The organism is Variovorax sp. GW823-FHT04F07 (assembly GCF_058795995.1).
Map to the genome: position 1 here is coordinate 309,278 of NZ_JBXAIG010000003.1, position 18,271 is coordinate 327,548.

Here is an 18,271-nt window from a genome sequence, read left to right on the forward strand (position 1 = left end):
CTTGTGGGTCTGCTGCGGCTGGCTGGGCCTGCGCGTGGCCTGCGCACAGACGTCGCCCGTTGATGTGGCGGGCGAGGTGCAGCCCGCGATCCTCGATGTGCGCATCAACGGCCTGAGCCAGCCCGCGCCGCGGCCACTCTTGCGGCGCGGTGCCCAGCTGCTGGCGTCGGCGCCCGACTTCGCGGCCTGGCGCCTGGTGCGGCCCGCCACCGCGGCGCTGCAGCGCGACGGCACCGACTACTACGACCTGCGCGCACTGCCGGGCGCGCAACTGCAGCTCGACGAAGGCGCGCAAAGCGTGGACCTGAGCGTGCCCGCCGAAGCGTTCACGCTGGGCACCGTGCATGCGCACGCGGGCGACCGCCCGCCGCTGTCGGCCTCGGCCTTCGGGGCCTTTCTCAACTACGACCTGGCCTTGCAGCACGACCGCGAGGGCACGCGCGCTTCGGGCTACTTCGATGCGGCAGCTTCGGGCGACTGGGGGCTGGTGGGCACGAGCGTCGTCGCGGGGCAGTCCGCATTCGGCGGACGCGGCACGACGCGGCTGGACAGCTACTTCCGCCGCGACGACCCCGCGCGGCTCACGCGCCTCACGGTGGGCGACACGATCACGCAGGCCGCGGCGTGGTCGACACCCTTTCGTTTCGGTGGCGTGCAGTTCGGCACCCGCTTCGGCTTGCAGCCCGGCTTCATCAGCTACCCGATGCCGACCCTGCGCGGCGGCGCGGCCGTGCCCTCGGCGGTCGAGGTGTATGTGAACGACACGCTGCGCTACCAGCGCCGCGTCGATGCCGGCCCCTTCGCGCTCAGCGACGTGCCCGTGCTCACCGGCGCGGGCGAGATGCGCTTCGCCGTCACCGACGCGCTGGGCGTGCAGCGCACCGTGACCACGCCGTACTACGTGAGCTCGAACCTGCTGCGCGCGGGCCTGTCCGACTACTCGCTCGAAGCCGGCTGGACGCGCCTGCGCTACGGCGAGCGCAGCTTCGACTACGGCCCGCCCTTCGTCGCCGGCACGTGGCGGTACGGCGTGAATGACGGCGTGACCGTCGAGGCGCGCGGCGAGGCCAGTTCGCGCAGCCAGACCGCGGGCGCGGGCGTGACCTGGGTCTGGGGCACGCTCGGCGAACTCTCGCTGCACGGCGCCGCCAGCCGCAGCAGGGACGGCGACAGCGGCCGCCTCTGGCGCGCCGCCTACACGCGCACCAGCGACGAGTGGAACTTCTCCGTGAGCCGCCAAGTGGCCAGTCGCGGCTTCACGCAGATCGCCTGGCACGACAGCCCCGTGCACACCGATGCGCAGACGCAACTCTTCGCAGGCCGCTCGCTGGGCCGCTACGGCACGCTGGGCGCGAGCCACACGCGGCTGCGCTACAACACCGGCGAGCACATCGGCGTGACCACCGCCAGCTGGTCGATCAGCCTCGGCGGCAACGCCTGGCTCGGCACCTCGGTGGCCCACACGCGCCAGGACGGCAAGCGCTCCATCACCTCGGTGAACCTGAGCCTCAGCTTCACGCTCGGCGATCGCCAGCACGCCACGCTCTCGGTGCAGCATCAGAAGCCGGGCGGCCACTCGGCCGTGGCCGAGTGGGTGCAGCAGCCGCCCAACGACACCGGCTGGGGCTACCGGCTGCGCGCCGCCGACGGCGAGAACGCGCGCAGCGAGGCTGCGGTCGATTGGCGCGGTCGCTACGGCATGCTGACGGCCGAAGCCGCGCGCGCCCAGGGCCAGACCGCGGTGCGCCTGCGCGCCAGCGGCGCCGTGGGTTTCGCGGGCGGCGTGGGCTTTGCCACGCGCCAGTCGGACGACGCCTTCGCGCTCGTGACCGTGCCCGGCGCCGCCGGCGTGAAGGTCTACCGCGAGAACCAGCCCTGGACCACCACCGACAGCGAAGGCCGCGCCGTCGTCTCGGGCCTGCGCGCCTACGAGCCCAACCACATCAGCATCGACAACGGCGACCTGCCGATCGAGGCGCAGGTGCGCAGCGACGTGCTGCGCGTGGTGCCGCGCTACAAGGGCGTGGCGCAGGCCAGCTTCGACATCGCGCGCGACGCGATCGCGAACGTCACCGTGCTGCTGCCCGACGGCAGCCCGCTGCCGCCGGGCATCGACGTGATGCGGCCGGCGCGCGGCACCTCGCTGCTGTCGGGCTTCCACGGCCTCGTGTCGGTCGACGACCCGCAGCCGAACGAACGCTTCGAGGCGCGATGGAAGCGCGGGCATTGCCGCTTCACGCTGGGCGAACCCGACCGCGCCGCCGGCGCACTGCCTTCGATGGGACCTTACCGATGCGAACCCGTGTCGTCGTCCCCGCGCTGACCGCCGCGCTGGCGCTGGCGGGGCTGCTGGCCCCGGGCACGTCGATGGCCGCGTGCTCGGGCGTGGGCGTGTTCAGCTGCAGCGCCACCGTCAGCGCGACAGCGCTGGCCTTCGGCAACTACGACCCGGCCGTCGCGACGCCCAAGGACAACACCTCGACCGTGACCGTCGCCGGCACGGTCACGGGCCTGGGCATCCTGGTGACGCTGTCGTTCACGATCAGCCTCGACGCGGGCTCGGCCGGCAACATCACCAGCCGGCAGATGGTGGGCCCGGTCGGTGCCACGCCGCTGGGTTACAACCTCTACACCACCAACGCGCGCAGCACCGTCTGGGGCCTCAACAGCGTCAGCGACAGCTACAGCGCGCTGGCGAACCTCGGTGGCGTCACCACGCTGCGCCCCCACACCGTCTACGGCCGCATTCCGGCCGGCCAGTACGTGGCACCGGGTCCCTACAGCAGCACCATCACGGTGACCGTGACGTACTGACAGCTCAGCCCCTCAGCATGCCCGCCAGCCGCTTGGCGATGAGCTCGTCCGCCTGCGCCATGATGCGGTCGATGAGCTCCGCGCAGCTGGGCACGTCGTGGATCAGGCCGGCCACCATGCCGCAGCTCCAGGCGCCGGCGTCCATGTGGCCCTCGGTCATCACCTTCGGGTAGATGCCGGCGACCTGGTCCATGATGTCGTCGATCTTCAGCGTGTCGCCCTTGGCGCGCTCGATCTCCATGAGGCGCTCCACGCCCGCGTTGTTGATCACGCGCTCGGTGTTGCGCAGCGAACGCATGATCAGGCGCGTGTCGAGTTCCGACGCATTGACGATGGCCTGCTTCACGTTGGCGTGCACCGGCGCTTCCTTGGTGGCGATGAAGCGCGTGCCCATGTTCATGCCCTCGGCGCCCAGCGCGAGCGCGGCCACGAGGCTGCGGCCGTCGGCCATGCCGCCCGAGGCGACGAACGGGATCTTCAGTTCTTCTGCGGCGCGCGGCAGCAGGATCATGTTGGGCACGTCGTCTTCGCCGGGGTGGCCGCCGCACTCGAAGCCGTCGACGCTCACCGCGTCGCAGCCGATGCGCTCGGCCTTGAGCGCGTGGCGCACCGAGGTGCACTTGTGGATCACCTTGATGCCCGCGGCCTTCAGCGCCGGCATGTAGGCCTCGGGGCTGCGGCCCGCGGTTTCCACGGCCTTGATGCCGCCTTCGACGATGGCCGCGATGTACTCGGGGTACGGCGGCGAGGCAAAGGTCGGCAGGAAGGTGAGGTTCACGCCGAAGGGCTTGTCGGTCATCTCGTGGCAGCGCGCGATCTCGCGGGCCAGCAGCTCGGGCGTCTTCTGCGTGAGGCCCGTGATGATCCCCAGGCCGCCGGCGTTGGAGACGGCCGCGGCCAGCTCGGCGAAGCCGACGTAGTGCATGCCGCCCTGGATGATGGGGTGGCGGATGCCGAAGAGTTCGGTGATGCGGGTTTTCAAGGGAACGTCCTTTGGTCGGGGTTGCTGGGAAAGAAAGAGAGAAAGAAAAAATCAGGGCGGCGAGATGACGCGCAGCACGTCGCGCGCCATCGCCTTCATCCAGGCCGTGTCGCTCTTCAGCGCGGGCTCTGCGAAGGTCTTGGCGAAGGTGGGCCGCGCCATCTTGGCGTAGTTGAGCGTGCCGAAGATGAGCGTGAGCACCACCACGGCCGACAGGTCGTCGCGCACGAGGCCGGCCGCCTGCGCCGCGGCCACCAGGCCCAGGCTGGCTTGCAGGAAGCCTTCGAGCGGCCGGGTCTGCGCATGCTGGATGCGCTCGGCGTTGTCGAGCAGTTCGCGCGTGACGAGCTTGAAGCCCGTGGGCCGCGCGTGCATCCACTCGACCTGCAGCGCGACGAACGCCTGCAGCCGCGCAGGCAGGTCGGGGGCCGCCTCGACGCGCTTGCAGATGCGCGCCGTCAGGTCCTCGGCCTGCTTCTCGAGCACGGCGCGGTACAGCACCTCCTTGCTCGGAAAGTGATGCAGCAGCCCCGGGTTGCCGACCTCGCAGTCGCGCGCGATGGCCGACAGCGACGCGCCCTGGAAGCCGTGGTCGGCAAAGTGCTGCTCGGCGCGCGCGAGGATCGTTTCTTTACGGGAAGGGGCAAGGGTGGCCATCGGGCGGTTCTGGAAGGCGTCACGCCTGGCGCATGCCGCGAAGACGCGACCGGCGATCAGACGCGACGCGCGCCATTCTTTCTTGTGTCTTGTGGTCTGGTTGTTGCACGCGCGACACCCTCGCGCGTCAGCGTGCGGCCGGCATGGCCGCCACCTGCTGCGCGAGCTGCGCATGGAAGCGCGGCGCGCTGTACTCGAAGGTGCCGAAGCTGAGCGCGTCGTTCGCGCCCGAGGCCAGCCCGGCCTGGATCGATTCGGCCAGGGCGTAGTCCTCCGCGAGCGTGCGCCGGTACAGCGCCACGTTCGCGTCCCAGTGCGCCGTCGCCTTCTCCGAGGCCGGCGCCTCGGGGATCAGCGTGAGCTCGTGCACGCGCGTGCGCGTGGCGCCCAGCGGCTCCAGCATGCTGAGCTGCGCGTGGTCGGGCTGCACGAGGATGGTCGTGTTGGGAAAGAAGAAGTAGGTCAGGTTGCCGTAGCGGCGCGGATCGAAACCGGCGGCGTCGGGCCGGTGTTCCTGGAACTTCGACTTGAGCAGGTACAGGCGCCGGTTCAGGTCGAACTCGTCGATCACCTGCAGGTTGTGCAGGAACATGTGGGCGATGGTCTCGCGGTGCGCCACCTTGAAGTGGTAGGCCTCGAAGGAACCGTCGACCAGCAGCTTCCAGTTGGCCTCGACCTCGTACGTGCGCGGCGCATAGGCCACGGGCGCGCGCAGCCCGGCCAGCGATTCGAGGTTGTCCATGAGCGCCCCCAGGTGCGCGCCGGGGTCGCTGTCCGCCTGCGACGGATCGCACACGACCCAGACCACGCCCGCGCGCTCGACGGTGGCCAGCCGGCGCAGGCCCGACGCGTCCTGCTTCAGGCAGGGAAAGCCGAAGGACTCGGGCACGCCGCGCAAGGTGCCGTCGGGCTTGTAGGTCCACGCGTGATACGGGCAGACGAAGGCGCGCGCCTCGCTGCCGCTGCCCTCGGGCACCACGCGCGCGCCGCGGTGGCGGCACACGTTGAGAAACGCCTGCACCTGCCCGTTCTCCTGGCGCACCAGCAGCAGCGGCACGCCGGTGTGCGTGAGCGACAGCCACGCGCCGGGCGAGGCGAGCGAGGCGCTGGCGGCCACCGGCTGCGGATGCCGCTGCAGCAAGCGCCGCTCGTCGCGTGCGATGGCCTCGTCGGTGTACTGGCCGACCGGCACGCGGTCGCCTTCTCCTTGCGCGTCGGCGCGCCCGGCCTGCAGGGCCGTGGTCGCTCGGCGATGGAGTTCGGCTGCGAAGTTCTCGCTCATCGGGGGGCTTTCGGTTCGATGCGATGCAGCCCGGTGAGCTGCGCGATCGGCCCAGTCTACCGACTGACCAGTCGGTACGTCAACCGCCCCCCGGGAAGCGGTGGAAGCGGTATCAGGCCGGCTTGCGCAGGAAGCCCTGCTGCGCCCCATTGCGGTTGGGCGCGAAGCCGTTGGCCTGCAGCGTCTCTTCGGTGGTCTCGTAGAACACGCCGATCTGCATGATCTCGCGCGCCTGCTGCGCGGTGGCGATGGGGCGGCCGAACTCGGTGGCGATGCGCACGAGCTGCTTGATCTGCTCGACCGAGCTCATCTTGCCGGTGCGGGTCTGGTTCCACAGCACGTCCTCGATGCCGCAGCGCACGTGCAGGCCCAGGGCGATGCCGATCATGTTCACGGGCAGCACGTTGAGCACGGAGCTCTCCACGGTGACCACCGCGCCGTCGGGTGCGGCGCGCAGGAAGTTGGCCAGGTTGTAGATGTTCGCCTGGTCCATGCCGCCGCTGATGGCCACCCAGTTCATCACCAGCGGGCCCTTGTAGACGCCGCGGCGAATCATGCGTTCGATGGTCTCGAAGCTGTTGATGTTGTAGCACTGGAACTCGCTCTGGATGCCCGCGGCCGTGAGGCGGCGGATGTGCTCTTCCACCCAGCTGGGGTTCGAGGGAACGATCATGTCCCGGTACGTCGAGTACAGCCGCGGGTCGCCGCGCGACAGGCCCTTGAAGTCGTCCAGGCCCGCGTGCTCGGTCACGTTCATCTGCGTGGTGTTGACCGTCACCGTCACCTGGTCGGGCGTGGGCTCCAGCTCGGCCAGCATGTGGCGCGTGTCGTCGCTGAGCCACTTGGCGGCGGCACCGTCGTCCTCGGGCGCGAAGCTGATCGAGCCGCCCACCTGGATGATCATCTCGGGCACGCGCGCGCGCACGCCGGCGATCAGCTCGTTGAACATCGACAGGCGCTTGCTGCCCTTTCCGTTGGCCTCGCGCACATGCAGGTGCAGCACGGTGGCGCCGGCTTCGTAGCAGTCGACCGCCTTCTGGATCTGCGCTTCCATCGTGACCGGAATGTCTTCCGGAAAGTCGGCGGGAATCCAGCCCGGCGCATAGGGCGCGGCCGTGATGATCAGGGGCTGCTGGTTCTCGGGATACAGGTGGCCGTCGAGGAAGTTCATGGGGTTGTCTCCGGTGGAAAAGGTTGCGCTTGCAGCCAAAGTTTCTGGCGCAGCTGCGAAAACTTCTTGCTCATCGGGGGCGCGGTTTTGTCTTTTTGGGGCATTGAAACGGCACGTGCAAAGACAGGTGTCGCTGTCGCGATCCGGTAAGTGGCCGACGCGTGGCGCCAAGCATTCAGCAGCGGTGGCGCCGCAGAATCCGCACGCCTTTGTCTCTTCCACCTGAGGACGAACCATGTGTCTGCATCTGCTGCGAGCCTCCCTTCTCTTCCTGGCCGCGCTGTGCTGCGGCACGGCCTCGGCCCAGGCCTGGCCCGACAAGCCCCTCCGGCTGATCGTTCCCGCGCCGCCGGGCGGCATCTCCGACGCGGCGGCGCGGCTGCTCGCCGAACAGCTGCGCACGAACCTCGGCCAGACCGTGCTGGTGGACAACAAGCCGGGCGGCTCCGCCGTCATCGCCGAGCGCGCGCTGATGGCCGCGCCAGCCGACGGCTACACGCTGATGGTCGGGCCGTCGAGCGTGCTGTCCGACATTCCGCTCACGGTGAAGACGCCCTTCGACCCGCTCAAGACCTTCACCTACGTCGGCGAGGTGACGGGCATGTTCCACGTGCTGGTGGCCAACGCCGGCTTCCCGCCGAACACGGTGAACGACCTGCTGGCGCATGCCAAGGCGCACCCGCGCTCGGTCAGCGTGGCCAACCTGAGCACCGGCACGCGCTCCAACCTGCTGGGCGAGATGCTGCGCGCGCGCAGCGGCAACGACATCCTCGTGGTGCCGTACAAGGGCTCGGCGCCGGCGCTGGTCGACCTCATGGGCAACCAGGTGCAGCTGACTTTCGAGGTGGTGAGCAACGTCACCTCGCTGATCCGCAGCGGCAAGATCAAGGCGCTGGCCGTGGCGTCGTCGAAGCGCTCGCGCTTCCTGCCCGACGTGCCCACCTTCGGCGAGCTGGGCCTGCCCGACTTCGTGATGCCCGACGCGAGCGTGGGCGTGTTCGTGCTCAGCAGCATGCCGCCGGCGCTGCAGGAGAAAATCCGCGCCGAGGTGGCCCGGGCCGTGCAGGCGCCGAAGTTCCGCGAGGCGCTGCTCGCGCAGAATTACGATCCGCCCCGCGAGATGTCGCTGCAGCAGCTGCGCCAGACGCTGGACGCCACGACCGCCCACAATCGGGCCATCATCGAGAAACTGCAACTCAAGATCAGCCCCGAGTGAACACGGGGCCCTTCCCACAGCCACCATGAAGCACCTCGGTCGACTGATGCGCAGCGCGAGCCTCAGCGGCTACGTGGAGCTGGTGCAGTCGCTCGGCCGCGACCCGCATGCCTTCATGCGAACCGTGGGGCTGAAGGCGCAGCTGCTCGAGCACCCCGAGACGCTGATCCCCGGCGACGCGGTGCGCGAGCTGCTCGAGATCACCGCGCGCGCCACGCGCACCGAAGATTTCGCGCTGCGGCTGGCGGCGCAGCGCAAGCTGTCGGCGCTGGGCCCCATCAGCGTCGTGCTCAAGGAAGAGCCCACGCCGCGCGACGCGCTCGACACGCTGGGCCGCTACCTGAAGCTGGTGAACGCCTCGCTGAGCTTTCGCCTGGAGGACACGGGCGACATGGTCATCATCCAGGAAGACCTGCTGCCCAGCCCCGGGCTGCCGATGCGCCAGTCGATGGAGCTGGCCGTGGGCATCATGTTCCGCATCCTCGGCGAGCTCATCGATCCGCAGTGGCGCCCGCAGCAGGTGTGCTTCACGCACCGCCCGCCGGCGGACATGGCGGCGCACCGCGCCTTCTTCGGGCGCAACGTCAAGTTCAACCAGGATTTCAACGGCCTCGTGTGCCTGGCGGCCGACCTGCGCAAGCCGCGCGAATCGGGCGACCAGGGCGTGGCGCGTTTCGCGCGCGAGTACCTCGAAGCCGCGCTCAAAGACCGCGGCGAGAGCACGCGCGAAGCCTGCCGCGAACTCATCCTCGCGCTCATGCCCGGCGGCGGCTGCACCGCGCAGGAAGTGGCGCGGCACCTGCGCGTGGACCGCCGCACGCTGCACCGCCGGCTCGAGGCCGAAGGCCTCACCTTCAGCCGCCTGCTCGACGACGTGCGCTCCGACCTCGTGAAGCGCCACCTGCGCGACAGCGACCTGCCGCTGAGCGAGGTGGCCGAGCTGCTGGGGTTTTCGGGGCCCAGCAGCTTCAGCCACTGGTTCCGCCACCACTTCGGCTGCAGCGCCTCGCAATGGAGCAAGCAGACGGCCGGCGCGGTGGCTCAGGGCGCGGTGCGCGCGTTCTGAACCAGGTCTTCGTGGCGCAGGGCATGCGCGATGCCCTCCAGCAGGCGCCAGGCGGCGTGCGTGAAACGCCTCGTCATCGCCATCGTCTTTCTTCTCAGGCCGCCTTGCGCAGGAAGCCCTGGTTGCCTCCGTTGCGGTTCGGCGCAAAACCGTTGGCCGCCAGCGACTCTTCGGCCGTCTCGTAGAACACGCCGATCTTCGAGATCTCGCGCGCCTGCTGCGCCGTGGCGATGGGGCGCCCGAACTGGCGCGAGATGGCGACCAGCTGCTCGATCTGCGCCACGGTGCCGATCTTGGCGGTGCGCGTCTGGTTCCACAGCACGTCCTCGGTGCCGCAGCGCACATGCAGACCCATCGCGATGCCCATCATGTTCACGGGCAGCACGTTGCGCACCGAGCTTTCCACCGTGAGCACCGCGCCGTCGGGCACGGCGCGCACGAAGTTGGCCAGGTTGTAGATGTTCGGCGCGTCCATGCCGCCGCTGATCGCCACCCAGTTCATCACCAGCGGGCCCTTGTAGACGCCGCGCCGCATGAGCCGCTCGACCGACTCGAAGCTGTTGATGTTGTAGCACTGGAAGGCGCTCTGGATGCCGGCCTTCGTGAGGCGGCGGATGTGCTCCTCGACCCAGCCCGGCTGCGCCGGCACCGTCATCTCCTTGTAGGCCTCGAAGATGGCCGGGATCTCGCGCGAGGTGCCCTTGAAGTCGGCCAGCTCGGCGTGTTCGGTGACGTTCATCTGCGAGGTGTTGACCGTCACCGTCACCTGGTCGGGCGTGGGCTCCAGCTCGGCCAGCATGTGGCGCGTGTCGTCGCTCAGCCACTTGGCGGCCGCGCCTTCGCTCTCGGGTGCGAAGCTGATCGAGCCGCCCACCTGGATGATCATCTCGGGCACGCGCGCGCGCACGCCGGCGATCAGCTCGTTGAATTTCGACAGCCGCTTGCTGCCCTTGCCGTCGAGTTCGCGCACGTGCAGGTGCAGCACGGTGGCGCCGGCGTTGTAGCAGTCGACCGCCTTCTGGATCTGCTCTTCCATCGTGACCGGGATCTCGCCCGGGAAGTCGGAAGGAAGCCAGCCCGGTGCATAGGGCGCGGCGGTAATGATCAGCGGCTGCTGGTTTTCGGGAAAGAGGTGGCCGTCGAGGAAGTTCATGGCGTGCGTCTGTCAGGTGGCGAGGCGGGGGGCGGATGCGGCGGCGATGTTCAGTACGGCACGTCGCCGACGATGCCGGCGCGTTCCATCTTTCGTGGCGCAGGCCAGTAGTCGTTCAGCGCGTAGTGCTGCGTGCTGCGGTTGTCCCAGACGACCACGTCGCCCGGCTGCCACGACCAGCGCACCTGGTACTCGGGGATGGTGGCGCGGCTGAGCAGGTAGTTCAGCAGCAGCGCCGCACCCGGTGTCTTGTCGATGCCGTGGCGCACGTTCTCGGGGGTGCTGTAGTTCACGAAGTGGGTGGTGAAGCTGCCCACGTAGAGCACCTTCTCGCCGGTCTCGGGGTGCGTGCGCACCACGGGGTGCTCCACGGGCGGATGGTCCTGGCCCAGCTTGAGGCGCGCTTCCATCGGCATCACGGCGCCGAACGAATGCTCGATGCTGGCCTTGGCGCGCAGCTTGCCGATCTTCTGCTTGATCTCGTCGGGCAGCTCGTCGTGCGCCTGCACCATGTTCACCCAGATGGTGTCGCCGCCGACCTCGGGGCACTCGATGCAGCGCAGCACCGCGCCCATCGCGGGGCTCTGGCGCCACAGGCCGTCGCAGTGGTAGGTGTTCTCGTAGCTGTGCTTGTTGTCGCTGCGGTAGATGCGCACGAGGCCCGGGTGCTCGGGGTCGCTGCCGACCACGGGGTGGTCTTCCAGTTCGCCGAAGCAGCGTGCGAAGGCGACGTGCTCGGCGCGCTCGATGTCCTGGCCGCGGAAGAAAAGCACCTTGTGCTTGAGCAGCGCGGCGCGGATCGACGCGAAGCACTCGGGGTCGCGCGAGGCCTCGCCCAAATGGACGTCCGAGATTTCGGCGCCGATGGACGGCGTGAGGGGTCTGATCTTCATGAGAGGTCTCCGATGGAATGGCGAGCGACGCTCAGTTCGCCTGGATGCGGTACTTCTTGACGATGGCGGCGTTGCGCTCGGACAGCGCGCGGGTCTCGGCGATGAGCGCGGGCGTGTCGACGCTGAGCTCGGGCTCCAGGCCCACGTCGAGCAGCTTCTGCTGCACGGCGGGCGCCTGGCCGGCCTTCTCGATCGCGGCATGGAGCCTGGCCATCACGTCGGCCGGCAGCTTGGCCGAACCGATGAAGCCGACCCAGCCGCGGAACTGCAGGTCGGGGTAGCCCAGCTCGGTGGTGGTGGGCAGGTCGGGCAGGAAGCGCGAGCGGGTCTTGCCGGTGAAGGCATAGGGGCGCAGCTTGCCGGCCTTGATGAGCGGCATCGAGGTGAGCATGCCGTCGAACATCAGGTCGACCTGGCCGCCCAGCAGGTCCTGCAGCGCGGGCGGCGAGCCGGGGTAGCCGATGTGCTGCAGGTCGAGCCCGGCGCGGTCGCTGAGGATGAGGCCCGCGTACTGCGACACGGTGCCGGGGCTGTAGCTGGCGAAGCTGGCCTTGCCCTTGCGCGTCTTCAGTTCGGCGACGAGGCCCTGGAAGTCCTTGGCCGGGAAGTTCGCGGCCGTGACGAGCACCACGCCCGAGCGCGCCACCGAGCCGATGGGCACCACGTCCTTCAGCGGATCGAAGGGCATCTTCACGACCTGCGGCGTCTCGGCCAGCACGTTGCTCGCGGCCATCACGATGGTGTTGCCGTCGGCCGGCGCCTGCAGCATGGCCTGCAGGCCGATGGAGCCGCCCGCGCCGGGGCGGTTCTCGACGATCACGGGGCGGCCGATGTCCAGCGCCATCTGCTGCCCGACGACGCGGGCGACGATGTCCATCGTGCCGCCCGGCGGCGCGGGAACGATGAGTTTGACGGGCTTGTCGCCCAGCGCCCAGGCCCCGAGGGCCATCGAGCATCCGACCAGCGCCACGGCGGCGGCGCGTGCAAATTGCAGCAGTTTCATGGGGTGTCTCCGGTTGTTGTCTTGCAGGCCTCGGTGGGCCGATGCCGCCAGTATCCGGCGCACCCCGCCCGCATTTCTTGCTTTATTGGGGCATCGATTTGCCAATTTGGGACATCGCCAAGACCACGCTTCCCGCCGCCGCCACGCGCCGCAAGAATCCGTTCTATACAGCCCCCCCACACCCCAGGAGACGCACCATGAACCAGGCCATCCGCTTCCACGAAACCGGCAGCGCCGACGTGCTCAAGCTCGAACACGTCGAGGTCGGCGAGCCCGGCCCGGGCCAGGCGCGCGTGCGCCACAGCCTCATCGCGGTCAACTTCATCGACATCTATTTCCGCACCGGGCGCTATCCGCTGGCACTGCCCAACGGGCTCGGTTCCGATGCCGTGGGCGTGGTCGAAGCCGTGGGGCCGGGCGTGACCGACATTCGTGTGGGTGATCGCGTGGGCTACCTCATCGGGCCGCAGGGTGCGTATTCGCAAGTGCGCGTGATGCCGGCTGACGTTCTGATCCCGCTGCCCGATGGCATCTCGGACCGCACCGCCGCCACGCTGATGATGAAGGGCATGACGGCGCAGTACCTGTTCCGCCAGGTCTATCCACTGAAGGGTGGCGAGACGATCCTGTACCACGCAGCCGCAGGGGGTGTTGGCCTCATCGCTTGCCAGTGGGCACGCGCGATGGGTGTCACGATGATCGGCACCGTCAGCACCGACGAGAAGGCCGCCGTCGCCAAGGCCAACGGCTGCACCCACACCATCGTGACCTCGCGCGAGAACATCGCCCAACGCGTGCGCGAGATCACCGACGGCAAGGGCGTGCCGGTCGTGTACGACTCGGTGGGCAAGGACACGCTGGAAGCCTCGCTCGATTGCCTGCAGCCACGCGGCACGCTCGTGAGCAACGGCACGTCGTCGGGCGCCGTGGTCCTCGACACCAAGCTGTTGGCGGCAAAGGGCTCGATCTGGCTCACGCGGCCTGCGATGGTTCATTACATCCACCCACGCCCGCACATGCTGAGCATGGCCGACGAACTCTTCGGCCACGTGCTGGCCGGTCGCATCGTGAGCGAGCCGCAGCAGAGCTTCGCACTGGCCGATGCCGCCGAAGCGCACCGCGCCCTCGAAGGCCGCAAGACCACCGGCGCCACCGTGCTCGTGCCCTGAGAACTGCCACGTGCGGACTCGCGATGTCTTCCCTGGTCCGCGCGGCAAGCCTCACCCACTACCGCGAGGTCGCCCGCGCCGGCGGCCTGGACCCGGCGCGCATGCTCCTGGACGCCGGCCTGAGCCCCCGCGTGCTGGACGAGCCCGACCTGATGATTCCGGTCGACCGCGTCGCCGCGCTGCTGCAGGCCTCGGCCGAGCGTTCGGGCAACGAAGCCTTCGGGCTGTGCATGGCCGAGGGCCGGCGGCTGTCGAACCTCGGGGCCGTCGGCCTGCTGGTGCGCGAGCAGCCGACGCTGCGCGATTCGCTCGACGTGCTGATGCGCTACCAGCCGCTGCTCAACGGCTCGCTGTCGCTGATGGTCGAGGCCTTCGGCCAGGTGGTGGTCATCCGCGAGGAAGTGCAGCCCGGCAAGGCGCACCGCGCCACGCGCCAGCGCATCGAACTGGCGCTGGGCGTGATGCTGCGCCTGCTGCGCCAGTTTCTCGGCGCCGACTGGCAGCCCCGGCGCGTGTGCCTGGCGCACCCCGCGCCGCGCGACCTGCGCACGCACCACCGCGTGCTGGGCGCGGCCGTCGCCTTCGACCAGGACTTCCACGGCATCGTCTGCGCGCGCGACGACCTGGACGCACCCAACCCTTCGGCCGACCCGGCCATGGCGCGCTATGCGCGGCAGCGCCGGCGCCCGGCGACGCGCTGCCGGGCGACGTGCGGCGCGCGGTGCTGCTGCTCCTGCCCAGCGGGCGCTGCAGCATCGCGCAGGTGTCGGCGCACGTGGGCGTGGAATGCCGCACGATCCAGCGCCGGCTCGCGGACGACGGGCAGAGCTTCTCGGCCATCGTCAACGACGTGCGCAAGGAACTCGCCGTGCGCCACGTGCTGGAGGGCGACCGCCCGCTGGCCGAGGTCGCAGGGCTGCTCGGCTTCTGCGCGCCCAGCGGGCTGTCGCGCTGGTTCCATGCGCAGTACGGCTGCAGCGCCAAGGCCAGCCGCGCGCGGCGGGGGGTGCCGCGCCGCGCTTCGGCCTCGCGCGATTGACGTGGAGAATCGGGCCCGTTCTTCTTCTCACGAGCACGAACGAGCCTTGGCCACTTTCCCGCCCCCCGATGCGAGCGGCGCCCCGCGCGACCTGCTGCTCAAGGTGACGCCGCCCCGTGTCCCGCGTCACCTGGTCTCGCGCGCGCGGCTCCTGTCGAGCGCCGACGCGCTGCGCGACCACGCGGTGTGCGTGGTGCAGGCGCCGTCGGGCTTCGGCAAGACCTCGCTGCTGGCGCAGTGGCGCCTGGAGTACCTGGGCCTGGGCGTGCCGGTCGGCTGGGTCTCGGCGCAAAGCCAGGACGACCCGGGTCGGCTGGTGCAGAGCCTGGCGCTGGCGCTGCGCGTCGCCATGGGCCGCCCCGCGTTCGGGCGCAGCCTGTTCCAGGACGACCGGCCCGGCACGCTGGGCAGCGTCACCGCGCTGCTGGCCGAACTGGCACAGGCGGCCTTGAACGTGGTGCTGGTCATCGACGAGGCCGACCGCCTGCCGCCGGCCTCGCGCGAGGCGCTGGCCTACCTGCTGCGCAACGCGCCGCCCAACGTGCGCACGCTCATTGCCACGCGCCCCGACGGCCGGCTCGACATCGAGGACCTCGTGGCCTACGGGCAGTGCGTGGAGATCGGCCCGGCGCTGCTGAAGTTCAGCCTCGACGAGACGCTGCAGCTGGTGCAGGCGCGCTTCGGCACGCGCGTCGACCGCAACACCGCCGCCCGGCTGCACGAGCTCACCGAAGGCTGGCCGCTAGGCCTGCAGCTGGCCACGACCATCATCGCGCGCGGGGCCGACGCGCACGCCGCGCACACGGTGCTGGGCGACATGACGGCCGCCGCCGGCGAGCTGCAGGGCGAGCTGGTGCGGCTGCTGCTGGTCAACCTCGACCCCGACGACCGCGACTTCCTGGCCCGCATCGCCGTGCTCGACCTGCTGCACCCCGAGCTGTGCCGCGCCGTCTCCGGCGTCGACGACGCCGCGGCGCGGCTGGCGCGGCTGAGCAACGACACGCCGGTGTTCGCCGCCGCCGAAGGGGGCGAGTGGCTGCGCATGCATGCGCTGGCGCGCGACGTGCTGCGCCAGCGCTTCGCCGCGCTCGACGCCGCCGAGCAGGTGGCGGCGCATGCGCGCGCGGCGCAGTGGCTGGCCGCGCACGAGCTGCTCGACGAGGCCGCCCACCACGCGCTGAGCGCGGGCCAGCACCAGACCGCCTACGAGCTTGCGGAGCGCAGCCTGTACGAATCGCTCATGCGGCGCGGCCGGCAGGCCACGGTGCTCGAATGGATGGCGCAGATGCCCGCCGACGAACTCGACCGCCGCCCGCGCCTGCTGCTGGCCGCGGCATGGACGCTCGCATCGAGCGAGCGGCACGAAGAAGCCGGCCGCTTCGTGGCGCGCATCCTGGCGCAGCCCGGCGTGAGCGATGCGCTGCGCTGCGAATGCGCGCTGATCCTCGGCGGCGCGGCCGTGTTCGCGGACGACCCCGACCGTTTCGTCGAGCTGCACGCGCCCTGGACCGAGGCCGTGCCGCTGACCGACCCGCTGCTGCTGCAGTCGCACGCCAACCGCATGGCCTACCGCGCGCTGCTCGAGGGCGAGCCGGCGCTCGCGCGCCTGCGTCAGCAGCAGGCCCTGCGCGGGCACCCGGGCCACGGCGTCGACTACATCCGGCGCTGGAGCGAACTGGTCATCGGCCTGAGCTATGCGTGGGAGGGCCAGGTGCTGCTGGCCGAGCAGCTGCTGCGCCCCGCCGTGGCCGGCGCCGAGGCCGAGATGGGCCGGCGCCACCGTTTCAGCTGCAACCTGGCCGCGCTGCTCGCGTCGGTGGCCTGGGAGCGCGACCTGCCGGGCGACGCCGCCACGCTGCTGGCCGACCGCCTCGACGTGCTGGAGCACAGCGGCCTGCCCGAGTCGCTGCTGCAGGCCTACCGCACGGCGGCGCGCATCGCGGCGGCCGAAGGCGCGGAGCACCGCGCGCTGGAACTGCTGGACGCGCTGGACGCGGCCGGTGCCGCGCGGCGCCTGCCGCGGCTGCGCATCGCCAGCCTGGCCGAGCAGGTGCGCCTGCATGCGCAGCGTCACCGCGCCCAGACCTGCCGCGAACTGTGCGAGCGCATCGACGCGCAACTGGCCGACCCCACGCTGCCGCAGGGCCCGCTGTGGCGGCGCAGCGTGGAAGCGCTGCGCGACGTGGCGCGCGCCCACGCGGCCATCGCCGCGCGCGACTGGCCCGACGCCCTCGCGAAGCTGGCGCGTGCCGACGAACAGGCGCGCCAGCGCAAGCAGGGCGGCCTGCACATCGAGCTGCTGGGCCTGCGCGCGCTGGCGCTGGAGCGCTGCGGCCAGCCGGCGCAGGCGCTGCTGCGCGAGGCCATGGACCTGGCGCGCGCCTACGGGCTGCAGCGCGTGTTCTCCGACGCGCACCCCGAGCTGGGCGCCTGGGTCGGCACGCTCGCGGCCGAGGGCGCGCAGGCCGAGATCGCGGTCGCGCCCCTCACACCCGCCGTGCCGCCGGCACCCGCGCCTGCGGCACCGGCTTCGCCCGGCACCGTGCTCACGCCCAAGGAGGGCGAGGTGCTGGTGCTGCTGGCGCGCAACCTGTCGAACAAGGAAATCGGGCGCGCCATGCAGGTGGGCGAGACCACCGTCAAGTGGCACGTGAAGAACCTGTTCGCCAAGCTCGACGCCGGCACGCGCACGCAGGTGGTGCAGCGCGCGCGCATCCTGGGGCTGCTCGCCGCGGGGCACTGAGGGTTTCTCCCTCCCCTCCGGGGCCGCCTCCCCCTCCTGCGAGGAGGGGGCGCGCGCAGGGGCCCCGACCTATTCTTGCTTCCAGCACGGTCACCGCCGCACAGCGGCACCCCACGACCGGCACAGGAGACAAGACACATGGGTTCCACGATCCAGCCAGGCCTCTCGAACGGGGCCCCCGCCGTGCACACGCGCGGCCTCCAGGTCCACCCCGTGACCTGCGCCATCGGCGCCGAGCTGCGCCACGTGTCGCTGGCCGAAGCCTCGCGCGACGCCGGCCTGGCGGCCGAGATCCGCGCGCTGCTGGTGCAGCACAAGGTGCTGTTCTTCCGCCAGCAGGAACTCACGCGCGCCGAGCACGTCACCTTCGCCCGCCACTTCGGCGAGCTCGAGGACCACCCCGTGGTCGGCAGCGACCCCGAGCACCCGGGCCTGGTGCGCATCTACAAGAACCCCGAGACGCCGGTCGACCGCTACGAGAACAGCTGGCACACCGACGCCACCTGGCGCGAGAAGCCGCCCTTCGGCTGCGTGCTGCGGTGCGTCGAATGCCCGCCGGTGGGCGGCGACACCATGTGGGCCAACATGGCGCTGGCCTTCGAGAAGCTGCCCGCGCACATCCAGCAGCAGATCGCCGGGCTGCGCGCGCGCCACAGCATCGAGGCCACCTTCGGCGCCGCGATGCCGATCGAGAAGCGCCTGGCGCTGAAGGCCCAGTTTCCCGACGCCGAGCACCCGGTGGTGCGCACGCACCCCGACACGGGCGAGAAGATCCTGTTCGTCAACGGCTTCACGACCCACTTCACCAACTTCCACACGCCGGCCAACGTGCGCTACGGGCAGGACTACCAGCCCGGCGCCGCCCTGCTGCTGGCCTACCTCGTGAGCCAGGTGCAGATCCCCGAGTACCAGGTGCGCTGGCGCTGGCAGCCGGGCGACGTGGCCATGTGGGACAACCGCTCGACCCAGCACTACGCGGTCATGGACTACCCGCCCTGCCATCGAAAGATGGAACGCGCCGGCATCGTCGGCGACGCGGTCTTCTGAGCGGGCACGTCCTGCGCCCTCTCCCTTCCTTCTTCC

General features: G+C 70.5%; 15 protein-coding genes and 1 pseudogene. 9 read left to right on the plus strand and 7 right to left on the minus strand.

Annotation, left to right across the window (positions count from 1 at the left end; genetic code table 11):
• Position 1: 1 nt before the first annotated feature.
• The gene (locus tag AC1RAA_RS16760) at positions 2-2,323 is read left to right on the plus strand and encodes a fimbria/pilus outer membrane usher protein (protein ID WP_492731168.1); all 2,322 of its coding nucleotides are present in this window, start codon (positions 2-4) and stop codon (positions 2,321-2,323) included.
• The gene (locus AC1RAA_RS16765; protein ID WP_492731166.1) at positions 2,293-2,814 is read left to right on the plus strand and encodes a Csu type fimbrial protein; all 522 of its coding nucleotides are present in this window, start codon (positions 2,293-2,295) and stop codon (positions 2,812-2,814) included. The genes AC1RAA_RS16760 and AC1RAA_RS16765 overlap by 31 nt, the downstream gene beginning before the upstream one ends.
• Positions 2,815-2,818: 4 nt before the next feature.
• On the opposite strand, the gene AC1RAA_RS16770 is transcribed toward AC1RAA_RS16765, so the two are convergent.
• The 4 genes from AC1RAA_RS16770 to AC1RAA_RS16785 all read right to left on the minus strand — a co-directional run bounded on the left by AC1RAA_RS16770 (position 2,819) and on the right by AC1RAA_RS16785 (position 6,906).
• The gene (locus AC1RAA_RS16770) at positions 2,819-3,796 is read right to left on the minus strand and encodes an NAD(P)H-dependent flavin oxidoreductase (protein WP_492731164.1); all 978 of its coding nucleotides are present in this window, start codon (positions 3,794-3,796) and stop codon (positions 2,819-2,821) included.
• Between the two features lie 51 nt (positions 3,797-3,847).
• A complete protein-coding gene (locus AC1RAA_RS16775; protein WP_095948777.1) occupies positions 3,848-4,453 on the minus strand; it encodes a TetR/AcrR family transcriptional regulator in 606 nt (201 codons plus the stop codon).
• A gap of 127 nt (positions 4,454-4,580) precedes the next feature.
• The gene (locus tag AC1RAA_RS16780; RefSeq protein WP_492731162.1) at positions 4,581-5,735 is read right to left on the minus strand and encodes an aromatic ring-hydroxylating oxygenase subunit alpha; all 1,155 of its coding nucleotides are present in this window, start codon (positions 5,733-5,735) and stop codon (positions 4,581-4,583) included.
• A gap of 112 nt (positions 5,736-5,847) precedes the next feature.
• Positions 5,848-6,906, minus strand: coding sequence for a beta-keto acid cleavage family enzyme (locus AC1RAA_RS16785; RefSeq protein ID WP_492731160.1), 1,059 nt, complete (start codon positions 6,904-6,906; stop codon positions 5,848-5,850).
• A gap of 235 nt (positions 6,907-7,141) precedes the next feature.
• Between AC1RAA_RS16785 and AC1RAA_RS16790 the strand changes: the two genes are divergently transcribed.
• Positions 7,142-8,122 (plus strand): Bug family tripartite tricarboxylate transporter substrate binding protein, encoded by a 981-nt coding sequence (locus AC1RAA_RS16790; protein WP_492731158.1) that lies wholly within the window; start codon positions 7,142-7,144, stop codon positions 8,120-8,122.
• 25 nt (positions 8,123-8,147) lie between these two features.
• On the plus strand, positions 8,148-9,188 hold the full coding sequence (locus tag AC1RAA_RS16795; RefSeq protein WP_062477242.1) for an AraC family transcriptional regulator: 1,041 nt from the start codon (positions 8,148-8,150) through the stop codon (positions 9,186-9,188).
• Positions 9,189-9,282: 94 nt separating this feature from the next.
• Here AC1RAA_RS16795 and AC1RAA_RS16800 read toward each other — a convergent pair whose 3' ends face one another.
• From AC1RAA_RS16800 to AC1RAA_RS16810, 3 genes are read right to left on the minus strand one after another with little or no spacing between them, the layout of a single operon-like run.
• The gene (locus AC1RAA_RS16800; protein ID WP_070062068.1) at positions 9,283-10,341 is read right to left on the minus strand and encodes a beta-keto acid cleavage family enzyme; all 1,059 of its coding nucleotides are present in this window, start codon (positions 10,339-10,341) and stop codon (positions 9,283-9,285) included.
• A gap of 50 nt (positions 10,342-10,391) precedes the next feature.
• Positions 10,392-11,234: a TauD/TfdA dioxygenase family protein gene (locus tag AC1RAA_RS16805; protein WP_070062067.1), complete on the minus strand. Its 843-nt coding sequence runs from the start codon at positions 11,232-11,234 to the stop codon at positions 10,392-10,394.
• 31 nt (positions 11,235-11,265) lie between these two features.
• Complete coding sequence (locus tag AC1RAA_RS16810) at positions 11,266-12,237, minus strand: Bug family tripartite tricarboxylate transporter substrate binding protein (protein WP_492731156.1); 972 nt, start codon at positions 12,235-12,237, stop codon at positions 11,266-11,268.
• Between the two features lie 197 nt (positions 12,238-12,434).
• On the opposite strand from AC1RAA_RS16810, the gene AC1RAA_RS16815 reads away from it, so the two are divergent.
• The 5 genes and pseudogenes from AC1RAA_RS16815 (at position 12,435) to AC1RAA_RS16835 (ending at position 18,235) form a co-directional block, all read left to right on the plus strand.
• Positions 12,435-13,406, plus strand: coding sequence for a quinone oxidoreductase family protein (locus AC1RAA_RS16815; protein ID WP_492731154.1), 972 nt, complete (start codon positions 12,435-12,437; stop codon positions 13,404-13,406).
• A gap of 101 nt (positions 13,407-13,507) precedes the next feature.
• Positions 13,508-13,984, plus strand: a pseudogene (locus AC1RAA_RS16820) (AraC family transcriptional regulator); the annotation flags it as partial.
• Between the two features lie 203 nt (positions 13,985-14,187).
• Positions 14,188-14,445, plus strand: a complete 258-nt coding sequence (locus tag AC1RAA_RS16825) for a helix-turn-helix domain-containing protein (protein ID WP_492740612.1) — start codon at positions 14,188-14,190, stop codon at positions 14,443-14,445.
• Positions 14,366-17,188 carry a helix-turn-helix transcriptional regulator gene (locus AC1RAA_RS16830; RefSeq protein ID WP_492731308.1) on the plus strand — a complete coding sequence of 941 codons (2,823 nt, stop codon included), beginning with the start codon at positions 14,366-14,368 and terminating at the stop codon, positions 17,186-17,188. The genes AC1RAA_RS16825 and AC1RAA_RS16830 overlap by 80 nt, the downstream gene beginning before the upstream one ends.
• Positions 17,189-17,326: 138 nt before the next feature.
• The gene (locus AC1RAA_RS16835; RefSeq protein WP_070062062.1) at positions 17,327-18,235 is read left to right on the plus strand and encodes a TauD/TfdA dioxygenase family protein; all 909 of its coding nucleotides are present in this window, start codon (positions 17,327-17,329) and stop codon (positions 18,233-18,235) included.
• The last annotated feature ends 36 nt before the right edge of the window (positions 18,236-18,271 follow it).